Origin of the sequence: Pedobacter sp. GR22-6 (assembly GCF_037402555.1) — a bacterium.
Lineage (GTDB): Bacteria > Bacteroidota > Bacteroidia > Sphingobacteriales > Sphingobacteriaceae > Pedobacter.
Genome location: NZ_JBBEUC010000002.1, coordinates 1,411,224 through 1,425,363, shown reverse-complemented (window position 1 = coordinate 1,425,363; position 14,140 = coordinate 1,411,224). Strand labels below are relative to the sequence as shown.

The following is a 14,140-nucleotide window of genomic DNA, read 5'->3' as shown; positions in this document are numbered from 1 at the left end:
GGCATCGTAAAGTTCGCCTGATTTCTTTGTGGCAAAATCGTAGTAACGGTAGGCCTGGTTATCGCCGATAAAATAAGGCCAGCCATAATTGCCGGCTTTTTTTGCGATGTTAAATTCATCATAGGAACGCGGTCCTCTACTCTCTGAACCGTTTGCACCGTCCGGTCCTACCTCTCCCCAGTAGAGCCAGTTGGTCCTGCTATCTATCGTGAGTCGCCATGGATTTCTGTTGCCCATCGTGTAGATCTCCGGACGGGTATTCGGTGTGCCTTTGGGAAATAGATTTCCTTCAGGAATGGTATAAGTACCGTCCGCTTCGGGATGGATCCTCAGGATCTTGCCCCTTAGGTCATTGGTATTGCCGGATGACTTCTGGGCGTCCCTTGGTGCAGCTCCGGGCCGCTCGTCTATAGGGGTAAAGCCGTCAGAAGACTTAGAATAAGTATTATCTCCAGTGCTGAGCAGCAAGTTTTTATCCTTGTCGAAAACCATCCCACCGCCTACATGGCAGCATTCTTCGCGCTGCACAGGCACATCCAGTACTTTCTTTTCGGTAGCCATATTGAGCTTTCCACTCTTCCAGGTGAAGCGGGAAAGCCTGTTGACTGATGCTGACTTAGGGGAATAGAAGATGTAGATCCAGTGGTTGCTGGCATAATCCGGATCCAGGATCACACCCTGCAGCCCATCCTCGCCTTCTTCCCGTTCCGACTTCTTTTTTACATATTCCCGGCTTACCTGCAGGTCGGCGATGACCTCCATTTTATTGGTTGCGGGATCATAAAGTTTCAGTTTGCCTTTTCTTTCGGCGTATAAAACCTTTCCACCTTCCATGACCTGGAACTGCATCGGCTCTTCCAGCTTTTGGGCCAGTACAACCTTTGTGAACCTGTTGGATTCAGGTTTGGCATCTTGCGCTACTGCGGAAAACTGCAGCAACGACAAAAAACAAAGCCATTTAGACGCGGTAATGAGATTTATTTTAATCACAAATTCCCGGCTATTTGAATTGAGCATATATTTTTTATTCAATGGTTAATTGAGCGTTAAGCGCTGCTTTTGCTTCAGCAAGAGTTGCTGTAATGCTGTATAATTTACTTTTTGTACAGTCGTTTTATGATCTATGGCCAGCGAAGCCGCTGTAGCTGCCGACTCTCCGAGGATCATAAATACCGGTTCCATACGCACAGAGCCATAAGCGATATGGGAAATAGAAAGACATACCGGCACCAATAAATTGCTGCATTCTTTGGCTTTAGGTACGATGGCATCGTAAGAAATTCCGTAAGGTTTTGGTGCTTTAACGCCAATATCTCCCTCATTTTGCACAAAACCTTCCGCAGTCACATAGCGTTGGGTATTGTGCGAATCCAGTGCATAGGATCCCATCCCTACAGAACGAACTACCGCCTTTTTTCCTAAGACTTCGTTTTCAGACATGACATAATCACTGACCATTCTTCTGGCTTCCCTCACGTAAATCTGATGCGGCCAACCACCATTGTCTTTAAATTCATCCTTGGCCAATCCCCACGTACTCATCCTCTTCCTGACATCTTCCGGTACCTTTGGATCGTTGGCCATGTAATACATCAGGCCTTTTTGGTAATCCTCATGTTGTTTGATGATTGCCCGGCGCTCTTCATAAGAAGCTTCGGGATATTTGTAATTCATCCCGATAAAATCGGTACTGAACGGGCCGTGGTTATTGGTATCCGTCTTGCGATTGGGAACCGGATCAAATTTATTGAACACCTCTTTCCAACCTGAGGCAAATACCCTGGCCAACAACTCATAATTGGCTGGATTGTAATTGTCTGGCTTAGGGAAAGTAATCTTATTCTCAGGGTGATTAGAGAGGCACATCCTGAAGCAGTAGGCTTGCAACTTATTGTCGCCGGCACCTTTTAGTCCGGGTTGTTCGGCAGAAATTCCGGCAAGCAGTCCGCTGTTCTTATCGCCTGCAATCCGGTAGGGATCGATGGGCTTGACAAAGTGATGGCCATGCTGGAATACACCGGTCTGAATGCCGTTCCATTGTTCGCCATACTGTGCGTTAGGTTCTCTGCCAACATGGTAGCTTACTTTAGCCGCGGCCATCAGGTCACCCTCGTAAGTGGCATCAATAAAAACCTTGGCTTTAAATACTTTGCCGCTCAATGTCGTAATGCTGGTGATGGCGCCTGATTTCATTTTCAGCCCTTTTTTTCTGTCCAGCCATTCATTGCGGTAAACGGAAATTTTGTGTTCTCTCACAAAATCTTCCATAATTTTTTCTGCAACATGTGGTTCAAAAATCCACATCGTGCGGTCTGTACCATCTATCGCAGGCGTGCCCTGACCTTTATTGCCATATTCGGCTTGCTTTTGCCATTTCCAGGCAGTGTCTGATTGGTAATGCAGGTAAACCCTGTGGTAAAATTCCCGGGCCAGTCCACCAATGACTTCTTTATTGCCGGTATCTGTAAAACCCAGACCACCTGCTGAAAGACCGCCAAGATGCACATCTGGTGATACCACCAGTACTTTTTTACCGAGTTTAGCAGATTGGACCGCAGCAGTGATGGCTGCAGAGGTGCCTCCATAGATGACAATATCCGCTTCATATGTTGACGATACATTTTGAGCATTTGTTTTTCCAAGGAGACAGGTGATTGCAATTAAAAGTAGGATGTAGGGTTTTCTCATAAGTGTGTCTTTCATGTTGCGGATAATAATTTCTTTAGGTATGCGGGATAACTGTCACGATTAATACTTCCATCGCCATTGGTGATGCTGTCGCCGAAGCATACAATACCAGATAAGGGCAGCTGACGCAGGGTAATGTGGTCGTAAACGCTAAGCGCAATGAAACGGTAGCCATTGGCTGTAGGGTGAATGCCATCCCGCTTATTGCTGTTTGCCTCATTTTGGATGAGTGAGTCTTTGCCTGTGCCGATTTTGCCAATGGTATCAAAACGAAGGCCCAGATCCAGAAAATCTGCTTTGTATTTTTTGGATACCCTCCTGATCACTTCATTGACTTGCTTCCTCCTACCAGATACACCTTCCGGTTCATAAAATGCTGAAGGGTGCCTTGTCAGTAAATCTGGTTCATAGGCAGGAAGGATCGTCATCATCAGGAGCTTACTCCCCGATTGTGTGATCATCTTTGCCATGGCATCCAGGTTTTTTTCATAGTCTTTGAGCGGAACGTGTTTCACACTGTTCATATCGTTCGTACCGACCATCAATATAGTTAATTTAGGTTTTAGTGCCAGGCAATCTTTCTCGATACGATTGAGAAGATCTACGGTATTGTTGCCGCCAATACCAGCGTTGACAACAATCGGGTCATCCGTACCTTGTTGCTGAACTGACATTTTTATTTTCGCCATTGCCAGCAGATCGCCGCTACTGAGGATTGCTGCCGTACCCAGCAGGCTCTTCTTCAAAAAACCTCTTCTATATTTATTCATGCATCTATTTTTAAAAATCTGATTTGGAGCTTTATCTCTCTTAAAATGTAGACAAAGCTCCATACAGATTATAGGATAAAAGATTTAGTAAGCCAAAATCTCAGTTTTAGAATAAAATGTATCAATGGCATTTTTAGGCAGATAAGCAGTTTTGATGGACATGCTTCCTCCTACCAGGGCATTGGTCAATATGGTCGTATCTCTCAACTTCTTGGTGAAAATGACTCCTGTTCCACCAGTTCTTAAAGGATAAGCCACTCTTACCCCAGCCATAGTTGAAGCTGTATCTGTTTCTGAATACCATGAAACTGCCTTTTCCGTACCGACAGTGATTTTTGCCTTAAGTACTCTATTGAACAGGGTGCTCAGGTAATTATCGCCCAAAATGGATCCCGTTTTTGAAAGTATTACAGAACGCTTTCCACTGGCATCAAAGGTGACTGCTTCAAAGGTGTATACCCCTTCTCCGATCGTAGCAATATTTACTAGCTTTGCTTTTGCTAAATCTGCCGCAGTTATTTCTGTATCAATGGAATCTCTCCTATTATTCCAATAAAGACGCATTTTGACTACTCTGGGATCAGGACTCATCAGCGCGCTGATCTGTGCCCTGTTATATCCCTGAAAGATAGTGAGTGATTTAGGCTTTCCTGGATAAACCTTTTCTGCCTGGTCTATATACTGATCATAGTTACCAGCATTCTTTTCGCAACCGCTGATACCGACTGCCAAAATCCCTAAACTCAATAGAAATGTGAATATGTTCTGTTTCATCGTTTTCTCTTTTTTCATTACAAAGCTCCGTAAAAAGTTAATTCTGCTAATTGGAGGTAGAGTACATTTCCCCAGGTAGAAATGGTTTTGAATCTCCAGTAACGGAAACTTCCCGCATTTCCTTCCACTTCATATTCCTCCCCTGCTCTGGCTTGTGCAATATCATCTGCTGTAACTATGCCTAGTGGGCTACCTGATGGTTTTACAGATTTGAAGTTACCTACAAGTGTCCAGCTATCGAAACTTGCGGTAGGTGAATTGCTGCCCCAGAGTTCAAATTCCATCGGCTGCCCTGCAGCATAGACATTACGATCCGAAGGTGGAATGTCTGGATAAAGAATAAAGCGACTCAAACGAAAAGCTTGGGTCATATCGAAAGTGAACCATTGTGGCAGGCCAGAAGTTGGTTTTGTCTGGAATATGCTACCATTCTGATTCCGCTGGCCGTCAAATAAGATGACTAGGGGTCTTGCTCTTCCTTGCGCGGTATGGTGCTCCCAGGTATCATTTGATAGCGTCAAAGCAGCAAATTTAGTAGTGATTAGTGCTTCCTTAAGTGGGGTAAGTGTGACGCTAATGGTATCAGTTCTATTGTTCCACCTATCGGTTACGAAAACTGCGTATTCAGCAGCCACTGGTTCCAGGCCCCTTGCGCGGATACGCCCTGCCCTTGCACTGGAATAGGATGTCTGAATTTCCTTCCAATTGGTGCCAGTAGCATCTTTGGCCAACAAATGGAATACCATGCTGCTTTGTGTGTAGTTCTTGAAGTCAATATTTAATCCACCAAATGCCGCATACATAGAATTATTGATTTTGACGCTATCCATCAGTAACTTATGCGAAGGTCTACCCGCCTTAATTTTGGCAATGAGCGGTATAGACTCTACATCTCCAAGCCCTACTGCATTCAACTGAATGTCGTACTCACCCTCATTTGCAAACCCATCTACTTGAATGGTATTCTTGTAGACCGTAGATTTCGCTTCCCTAGTCACTCCTGAATTCAGTGTATACGTGGCTTTTACGTACCTCAGATCACTACCTTCCGGCAGCTCATAGGTGATGATGGCACCACCAGGAATGGATTGATAAGTATAATTTTTGACCGGCCCCGGTGCTTCTCCCGATTTCAGTGCTTTGGGTACAAGGTCTTTTTCGCAGGAACTAACTGCGATAAGGACCGCGATAGACAGTGCTATCTGTATTTTTTGTATGATGTTCATATCCCTATATTTTTATGAGATTACCAACCTGGATTCTGTTTTAATTTTGAGTTGCGGCGCATTTCGCCCAGACTGAGCGGCCATAAATAGTCGCGTGTACTGAAGGTGCGGCTGAAAAGATTCACCTGTCTGTAGAACAGCTGCGATTCGCGTTCCTTTACACTCCATCCTGTGATGTTCGTATTTAGCGCCTGCTGAGCAGTCTTCCACCTGCGCAAATCCCAGAAACGTTTACCTTCGAACATCAGTTCTATCGCCCGCTCCCTCCTGATGATGTCCTGTAAGCCCAGGTAAGTAGTTGGCTTAGCTGGATTACGGGAAAACTGTGCCCATGAGTTGACAACACCATTGAGCCCTGCACGTGCCCTCACTTTATCTATCAATGCGTAGACTTCTGCACTTGGCCCGTAGGCTTCATTCATCGATTCTGCATAAAAAAGGTACAAATCGGCCAACCGCATCATCGGATATGCATATTCGTATACCGAATAAGAGTTGGATGCACCTACTACATTCCGATAACTCACTAATTTCTTGGGCGTATAGCCTGTTGCTGAATAAATGTTTGCATTAATAGGCCCGGCGTTACCAGTGAGTTTGTAGTTTGTATTGAACGCAAGGTCGTCATTGGTTTGTGAACTCATTAGATACCTTCCGCCATCGAACGATAGCGATGCATAAAAACGATCTTCCCTATCGAAATGCAAGCCAATAGTCGTATAGTTTGCGGTAAGTTTGTATTTGTATTCGTTGGTATTGGGTACTACCCTCAACAAAAACCTATTGCCGTATTCGTAATTGAGGTCTTCCTCAATCGGAACTCCGTTTTTACTGTAAAAAAGCAAGGCCATATTTAATGTTGGCGACAGATAGCCCCCCAAGGTGCTATTGTCCACAAATGCAGGATCGTAACTTCTTACGGTAGCTGCTGCCTGAAATCCGCTTGTAGCACGAGAGGTATTGTTGACCCAAATCTGCTCTGGGTTGTTCTGTCGCTCCGCCAGTGCTTCGCGGAAGCTCATCTGGTTCACTGTTGTTGGTTGAGGCGTTACCGTCATGCTCACAGGTGGTTGCCATTTAAATAGTGCACGACCATTGAGTTCGGCCATTTCAACCGCAATCTTGCAAGCTTCAGCCGCTGCTACCCATTTCTCTTTGCTGGGTGTCTGGTTGAAGAAGGACTGCCCGGCAGAATTGACAAAGCCAGCATAATCTGTATTGCCATTAAATAATGGACTGGCAGCGGTAACCAGTATCTCTGCCTTCATAGAATAAGCGATCAACTTACTAATGCGGCCGTTCTCTGTAAGGATGGTGATATCATCGGGGAGATCAGGTATTGCACTGTCGATCAAGCCCGTGATGTAAGCTACACAGTCATCTACCGGTGCGCGTTCCTGTTGTGTTTCTAAAGGATCTACAGTGACTGGCTGGTTGATATCCTGAATCAGGATAGGCCCATATAAACGCATAAGATAATAATGATAATAAGCCTTCAGAAAGGTCACTTCAGCAGCCCAGCGCTTGATCTCAAATTCATCCATATCAGGTACTTTGACAATATTTTCAAGGAATACATTGCAATCCCTAATGCCCCGCCAAAGACTTTTTGCCTGGTTCTGTCCATCCCAATAGTTGTTGAGTGGGCTATTGGAGTTTTGGTTACCTTTGGCAATTTTCCAATTGTTAAAGCCCGTATTCTGATCATAAGTAGTGTTCAACCAGAGTTCGTCGCCTGCAAAAATTGCAGGATTGGCTTCCAGATCGAAGCCACCCGGTAGCCAACTGTAGCAGGTGGCGAGATATCGCTCAGCCATTACCCTCGAGTTGAATGCATTGGACAGTTCGGGCACATTGTCCGGAACAATATCCATGTATTTGTTACAGGATGAAAAACTACCTGCAATTATTAAAAATATAATGATGATGTGTTTTTTCATGGCTGTTATAGGTCTAGTTTTAATCCGAAGTTGAACACGCGCTGCAAGGGATAGGCTAATCCATTACCACCCATTTCAGGATCCCATAAGTCAAAAGAACTGATCTTGAATAGATTGCTTCCACTCACATAAAACCTTAGCGCATCAATCTTGATCTTCTTGGTGAAGCTCTTATTCAGGGTATAGCCGAGTTCAACTTGTTTCAATCTTAAAAATGCTCCGTTGCGTAGCCAATAAGTACTGGTTTGGGTATTGTTACTCAAGGCTGTGGAGCTCAAACGAGGCCAAAGCGCATATACGTTCTGATTTTCTTCTGTCCAGTGACTATCGGCAATAGCCTTCAATACAGCTTTAGGCGTAGTAATATTGCCAAAAGGCGCTATTCCCTGTGTTGCATCACCTGGTTGGGATGAAATTGGTGAAATGAATAAAGAAGTATTAGCTACGCCTGAGAAGAAAAAGGAGAAGTCAAAGTTTTTATAACCAGTGGAAAGTCCAAATCCGTAGTTGATCTCAGGTGTAGTCGGATAACCGATAGGCACCATATCGTCAGCATTGACACGACCGTCGCCGTTTACGTCTACATATTTGATATCTCCACCTCTTACTACAGAACCAAAGGATTGCTCAGGACTGTTGGCCACCTCATCGTCATCGACAAACAGTCGTTCCGCGATGTAACCGCGTTGCTGACTAGAGGCAAGTCCAATCCTGGTCAGGTAAGGATAATTGTAATAGGGCTCTTCGAATTCTATGTATTTACCTTTGGCAATGGTAAAGGTACTGCGGCCCTGGAACCAAAGGTTGTTGTTGACCACTTTATTGAACGCTGCTTCCATATCTACACCGGTGCTTCTGTATTTGCCAAGGTTCACTAGCGGTGAATTGACTAAGCCCAGTGAAGAAGGTAATGAGGCCCTTGACTGTACGATGTCCTTGCGGTCCTGACGATAAACATCGGCAGTGATCGTAAGTGCTCCTTTAAATAAGCCAAGATCGATACCTAAGTTGGTTTGTCTGGAACGTTCCCAGCGAACTGTGGTATTTTCATACCGGTTAGTAGAGATACCATTTACCGTTGTGAGGCTACCTGGCATACCAAATGAAAAGCCAAAATTGGGATTGTTTAGGTTTACATCCGACAGGTAGAAAAAGCGCTCATCGGAGATGGCATCGTTTCCAACCATACCATGGGTAAGCCTCAATCTTAGCGTGTTGATCACATCCTTCACAGGTTCCATAAACTTTTCGTTGTTGATCGTCCAGGCCAGACCTCCTGATGGAAAGAAGCCCCATCTGTATTTGTCGGAGAAACGTTCTGAGCCATTGTAACCGAAGGCGAACTGCGCATGGAAGCGGTTATCATAGGCATAAGTAAAGCTTCCAGAAAAACTGACGTTCCTGAAAGGAAGGGTGTTCAAAAGGCTAAAATCGTCGCCATTTGGCTGAGTAATATTTGTCCTTAAGGTATTGATCACCATACCAGTTACAGCATGTTTCGTATTAATGGTGCGATTATAGGAAAAAGCATTTTCCATGTAGAACAATGCAGATAACCCCCTACCGCCGGATTCAAAACTTAAGGTTTCTGTACCGGTATTGGGATTTAGATTTAGGTAGGTATAAGCTCCCGTAGTCTCATTAAATGTACCGGGCGTATAATAAAATGGATTGTACTGCCTCACAATGCGGTATTCTGACTTCCGGGTCAAGTTTGCCAAACTCCGGAAACTCAAACCTTCGGTAACGAAAGAGGAAAGATCCTGCCTTAACTCAACCTGGGCCTGCATGTTGTTGGAATTCCGCTCCTGATATCCCCTCACAACATTTGCATATGGATTCCTGAAAGTTCCATTGCTGTAATTCCCAAATAAGGGATGCTTAATGTAAGCTTGTTGAGGACCAGGAGTATAGGTCGGCTGAAACATTACGGGATTGGAGGTTAAAGCCTGTGCATAAGCTTCACTTCCTGTAATTGGCGGACCTGAGTAGATCTGGAAATTACCAATAGTCCTCACCATCAGTTGTGTAGATTTGGTTAGGTTGAAATTGATGTTACTCCGCAGGTTGTAAGTTTTAAAATCTACGTTTGTATTAAAGTTATTGATTGGGTTGACTTTCAATAGTCCATTGTCCTGGGTAAGGCTACCGCTCACTGCGTAAGTTGCCAGATTTCCCCCACCGCTGATACTCAAGCTATAATTTTGGGTTGTAGTATGGTTTTTAGTCAGCATATCCAGCCAATCCACTGCAGGATAGGTTAAGGGATCAGTGCCTGCTGCCGTCATCGCAATCTTTTCGTCCGAATAAAAAGGAACGTCCGGCTGACGGGTCATGATCGCTTCATTACTCATTTTCATAAAAGTGACGGGATCGGCAATTTGTAAATCCTGTGTGGCTACAGACAACCGCTGCTCGGCACGGAAACTTAGTTTGGCCGGCCCAGACACGCCTTGCTTTGTAGTGACCACAATAACCCCGTTAGCACCTCTTGAGCCGTATACTGCCGACGAAGTTGCATCCTTCAATATTGAAAAGCTGGCAATATCATCGGGAGGAATCCTAGCTAATTCATCTGTAGTCACCTCCATATTGTCGATGAGGATCAATGGCTTTTTATTGACGCCGAATGACCCTACACCACGAATGAAGAAATCGGCATTATCCAATCCTGGTTCTCCGCTTCTTTGAAAAGAAACGAGTCCACCGACTCTGCCCTGCAAGGCAGCCGTCAGGTTACTGGAGGGGATTTTCAAGTCTTTAGGCGAAATACTGCTCACAGCTCCGATCAGGTCACTTTTCTTCTGGAGATTTCCAAAAGCAGTAACCACTACCTCATCCAGGGCATCGTCGGACTCCAGTAGCGTGATATTGATGATCCGGTTCTTTCCTACTGCCACTTCCTGGGTTTTAAAACTGATCATGGAAAAAACAAGTGTAGAGCCCTCGGGAACACTAAGTATATAGCGCCCGTTCATATCTGTAGCGGTACCGATATTGGATTTGCCCTTCACGCTCACGGATACGCCAGGCAGGATGGCTCCGGTACTGTCTTTTACAATACCAGAAACCTGAACGTCCTGTTGAACTACCGGGACTACCATGGGTACTGTAGCTGCGATACCTTTTTTGATCACGATGATATTTTCATTGAGGGCCCAGCTCAGGTTCTGGCCTTTAAAGAATTTGTCGAGCACAGTGTTGATACCAGCCTGTTTAAAATTTACATCCAGCACTGGTGCATTGTCTATGAGATCGCCATCGCAAACAACCTGGTAAGAAGTTTGCTTGGTGATTTCTTTAAATACGGTTTTAATGGATGCGTTTTTTTGGTAAAATGTAATTTTCTGGGCAAAACCGGCAGCACTGATTTTCAGACAGAGCACGACGATTAGAAAAAAAGTTACTTTCATTATACGCAAGATTTGATAATTAGGCACAAAGACGGCAAAGCGCTGCCTAATAAATTCGTAAAAATTCATACATTTGGTTATTTGGTTTATTCCTCTGATGTAACTGCAATTATTTCATTTGGTAAACTGATGTAAATACCGGGGGTGTTTCCAGCACCTCTGGTATTATTTCATTGAATGTAGCACTATTTCATAACGGTGATCCTCCTTCCTGCTACCTTAAAATGTATATTACCCGTAAGCTCAAGTATTTCCAGTACTTTAGAGATCTCACTAAACCTGGTCACTGAACCCCATACTTTCTTATCGCTGACCTCGTCTTCATAGACGACTTCCACATCGTACCATCTGGCCACTTGCCTCATACAATTCTTAATGGGCTCATTTTCAAAAAAGAACAAATTATTTTTCCAGGCCACTTCGGTCTGCACATCTACGTTTGCTACGCGAAAACTTTCTGCCCCATGTCCGGCGCGGGCCTGTTCTCCCGGTTTTAACAAGACCTGTGTGGCACCCTTGACCAATACGCTTCCTTCCAGTAATGTCGTGCGTATCTGAGGTTCGTCCTGATAGCTATTCACATTAAAATGCGTACCCAATACCTGTACCGTCTGCTTCCCTGACACCACTAAAAATGGCTTTGTAGCATCCTTTGTTACTTCGAAATAAGCTTCCCCTTCCAATTCTACCCTTCTCTCCGATCCTGAAAAGACAATAGGAAATTTAATTTTGGAAGCTGCATTAAGGGTAACTAATGTTCCGTCAGGCAATGTAATGTCATACCTTCCGCCATTCGGTGTCCTAATCGTATTGTAGGCATCTATTGCCTGGCCAGTTGCCGTATTCAGGTAGACTAATTTGCCATCAGCGGTTTTGTTGATCTTAACCCCCTGCTGATTGATGGTGCCCAACTGTGTCGCTGTATCCAGCAGCACAGTGGTTCCATCTGAGAGTGTAAGCGTAGCTTGATTTCTTCCTGGTAAAATTTTGACCGCTGATTGGGTAATGTCCTTAGCCGGGGGGCTGGAATGCTTGTTCCCAATAAAATAAAATGAAATCCCCAAGGCAAGCAAGAACATTGCAGCGGCGGAAATGCGAAAAAACAATCTTGTAGACTTTGGTTGTTTTGGTAGTGCTGATTTAATCATTGCCAGATCATCCAGCAACTCCTCTTCAGAAAGATCGAAGTTGCCTGTCTCCCAGTTCAGGTACCAACTCTCCACTAAAATGCGCTCCTCTTCGGTACAAATGCCCTCTTTGTATCTATTCAGCAAGTCTTTTATATCTGGTTTTAGCATATGCACAAAAAGAGTTTTATCTTTTATTTAGCACATTGACGAACAAGTAGGTCCTATGGAGTAGATAAAAATAAAATATTTTCATCCACTAAACCCATTTAGTGATTTACTAGAAAAAAAAGAGGGAAAGGAGCTTGCTCAACTTAGGGCGCAATACCTTAAGGGCATTGTTGATCTGTTTGCGTACCGTGAGCTCGGAAATCTCCAAAGTTTCTGAAATTTCCTTATGGCTCATGTATTCATTTCTGCTCAGGTTAAATACCTGTTGCATTTTCTCCGGCAGGGCAGAAATTTCTTTTTCGATCAGTTGACTTAATTCTTTTTGACGTACAGCATGATCAGTAACATTAGTCCCGTTGCTCGCGAAACCGTGGAAGGAACTGACATAAGAAGCCTGCATTTTTTGGTGATTGACCAAATCGATGACGCGGTTGCGAACTGCCCGGTACAGGTAAGCTGACAACTCGGTTTTCAGATTGATCTCTTGCCTCTTTACCCAAAGAACAGTAAACAATTCATGAATCAGATCTCTGGCTTCCTCCCTATTTCTTATTCTTTTATAAGCATGAATATATAACAACCCACTATAACGATCGTAAATTTCAGTATAGGCACGATGATCGCCATTGCACAGCAATGCGAACAAATCTGCATCTGAAAATAAATGATATCCCGTCATCATTGGTTATTGGTCGAACGAATATAATTATAAAATTCACAAAACTTATAATTGTTGATTCGCAAACTCCATCAATGACGATGAACAGGTACTTAAACCTTCATGGCATAATTCATTTGTAAGGATCTTTTCGTACGAGCGATCAGCATCCAGGCAAATGCCGCACCAGTAAGTGCCATAGCTGAACCTATCAAAACCGGCGAGGTGTAGTCGTAGCCTGCAGCAAGTGGTAGACCACCTAAAAAGGCACCTAAGGCATTCCCAATATTGAAACTGGCTTGGCTCACAGAGGCGGCCAGCATTTCCGATCCTTTTGCGGTATTGATCATAAGCATCTGGATGGGGGCTGCTAACGCAAAAGCTACAGCACCTGTTATAAAAGTCATGACCAATGAAATGATCTGGTTGCCACTTACGTAGTGCACAATAAACAAGGTGATGGCCATGGTCACCAATAATGCAACTGAGGCTTTGGCTGGAGAAAAGCGATCGGCTAATCTGCCCCCTATAAAGTTGCCTACCAGCATACCCAATCCTGCGAGCACCAACACGTAGGTAATAGAATTCGCAGAGAATCCGGAGACTTCAGTCAGCAATGGCGCGATATAACTGTACCAGGCAAACAATCCACCTGTACCAATCGCAATCATAATGATGATTAGCCAGGCTTCTGGTAATTTAAAGAAGCTCATTTCTTCTTTTAAATTTCTGTTCTTAGTTGCAGGCAATGCAGGCATCCAGAATTTTAAACTCAATAAGGTAATGATACCCACAATCACAATGATAACAAAAGTATATCTCCAGGAAAAATTATGTCCTATATAGGTACCTAAGGGTACGCCAATTACGTTTGCAATAGTTAGTCCGGCAAACATTAACGAGACAGCCTGGGCTTCCTTACCCTTTTCTGCAATCCGGCTGGCCACCACAGAACCAACGCCAAAAAATGCGCCATGAGGCAGACCTGCCAATAACCTTGCGATAAACATCGTGGAATAGTCAGGAGCGAATGCTGATAATGCGTTGAAGCCAGTAAACATCAGCATCAGTACCATAAGAATCTTTTTCGGAGGATAGCTACCTGCGATAGCCACCAGAAGCGGCGCACCGATAACCACACCTAACGCATAGGCAGAGATCAGATGTCCCGCTTCCGGGATACTGATCCTTAAATCTTTAGCGATATCCGGTAGCAGTCCCATCATCACAAATTCAGTAATTCCGATCCCTAATCCCCCGAGGGTCAAACTGAGCAAACTCTTCTTCATAAAAGCATAGTTAGTGTAAAATTTACACATTGCAAAAATAGACAATTTAAGCACGCAGTCGACCAGAAAAAAGGAAAAAATTAC

At 44.2% G+C, this 14,140-nt stretch carries 10 protein-coding genes; all 10 read right to left on the bottom strand.

What is annotated here, in order from left to right:
* Positions 1 to 1,017, bottom strand: a 1,017-nt coding sequence (locus WAE59_RS13755; protein WP_337856545.1) for a PQQ-dependent sugar dehydrogenase, incomplete at its 3' end; no start/stop codon positions are given.
* An 18-nt stretch (positions 1,018 to 1,035) separates the two neighbouring features.
* Positions 1,036 to 2,703, bottom strand: coding sequence for an FAD-dependent oxidoreductase (locus WAE59_RS13750; RefSeq protein WP_337856544.1), 1,668 nt, complete (start codon positions 2,701 to 2,703; stop codon positions 1,036 to 1,038).
* Positions 2,700 to 3,458 carry an SGNH/GDSL hydrolase family protein gene (locus tag WAE59_RS13745; protein ID WP_337856543.1) on the bottom strand — a complete coding sequence of 253 codons (759 nt, stop codon included), beginning with the start codon at positions 3,456 to 3,458 and terminating at the stop codon, positions 2,700 to 2,702. Before WAE59_RS13745 ends, WAE59_RS13750 begins: the two co-directional genes overlap by 4 nt.
* 84 nt (positions 3,459 to 3,542) lie before the next feature.
* Positions 3,543 to 4,232 carry a DUF4998 domain-containing protein gene (locus tag WAE59_RS13740; RefSeq protein ID WP_337856542.1) on the bottom strand — a complete coding sequence of 230 codons (690 nt, stop codon included), beginning with the start codon at positions 4,230 to 4,232 and terminating at the stop codon, positions 3,543 to 3,545.
* Positions 4,233 to 4,249: 17 nt separating this feature from the next.
* On the bottom strand, positions 4,250 to 5,458 hold the full coding sequence (locus tag WAE59_RS13735; RefSeq protein WP_337856541.1) for a DUF5000 domain-containing lipoprotein: 1,209 nt from the start codon (positions 5,456 to 5,458) through the stop codon (positions 4,250 to 4,252).
* Between the two features lie 20 nt (positions 5,459 to 5,478).
* Entirely contained in the window at positions 5,479 to 7,398 is a 1,920-nt protein-coding gene (locus tag WAE59_RS13730; RefSeq protein WP_337856540.1) for a RagB/SusD family nutrient uptake outer membrane protein, read from the bottom strand.
* A 5-nt stretch (positions 7,399 to 7,403) separates the two neighbouring features.
* A complete protein-coding gene (locus WAE59_RS13725; RefSeq protein WP_337856539.1) occupies positions 7,404 to 10,811 on the bottom strand; it encodes a TonB-dependent receptor in 3,408 nt (1,135 codons plus the stop codon).
* 185 nt (positions 10,812 to 10,996) lie between these two features.
* On the bottom strand, positions 10,997 to 12,109 hold the full coding sequence (locus WAE59_RS13720) for a FecR family protein (protein ID WP_337856538.1): 1,113 nt from the start codon (positions 12,107 to 12,109) through the stop codon (positions 10,997 to 10,999).
* A 109-nt stretch (positions 12,110 to 12,218) separates the two neighbouring features.
* Entirely contained in the window at positions 12,219 to 12,791 is a 573-nt protein-coding gene (locus WAE59_RS13715) for an RNA polymerase sigma factor (RefSeq protein WP_337856537.1), read from the bottom strand.
* Positions 12,792 to 12,880: 89 nt separating this feature from the next.
* Complete coding sequence (locus WAE59_RS13710) at positions 12,881 to 14,056, bottom strand: MFS transporter (RefSeq protein ID WP_337856536.1); 1,176 nt, start codon at positions 14,054 to 14,056, stop codon at positions 12,881 to 12,883.
* Between the last annotated feature and the right edge of the window lie 84 nt (positions 14,057 to 14,140).

Bases quoted from the DNA above. Each gene is read 5' to 3' on its own strand.
- WAE59_RS13750 (WP_337856544.1), bottom strand. From the start codon at position 2,703: ATGAAAGACACACTTATGAGAAAACCCTACATCCTACTTTTAATTGCA.
- WAE59_RS13745 (WP_337856543.1), bottom strand. From the start codon at position 3,458: ATGAATAAATATAGAAGAGGTTTTTTGAAGAAGAGCCTGCTGGGTACG.
- WAE59_RS13740 (WP_337856542.1), bottom strand. From the start codon at position 4,232: ATGAAACAGAACATATTCACATTTCTATTGAGTTTAGGGATTTTGGCA.
- WAE59_RS13735 (WP_337856541.1), bottom strand. From the start codon at position 5,458: ATGAACATCATACAAAAAATACAGATAGCACTGTCTATCGCGGTCCTT.
- WAE59_RS13730 (WP_337856540.1), bottom strand. From the start codon at position 7,398: ATGAAAAAACACATCATCATTATATTTTTAATAATTGCAGGTAGTTTT.
- WAE59_RS13725 (WP_337856539.1), bottom strand. From the start codon at position 10,811: ATGAAAGTAACTTTTTTTCTAATCGTCGTGCTCTGTCTGAAAATCAGT.
- WAE59_RS13720 (WP_337856538.1), bottom strand. From the start codon at position 12,109: ATGCTAAAACCAGATATAAAAGACTTGCTGAATAGATACAAAGAGGGC.
- WAE59_RS13715 (WP_337856537.1), bottom strand. From the start codon at position 12,791: ATGATGACGGGATATCATTTATTTTCAGATGCAGATTTGTTCGCATTG.
- WAE59_RS13710 (WP_337856536.1), bottom strand. From the start codon at position 14,056: ATGAAGAAGAGTTTGCTCAGTTTGACCCTCGGGGGATTAGGGATCGGA.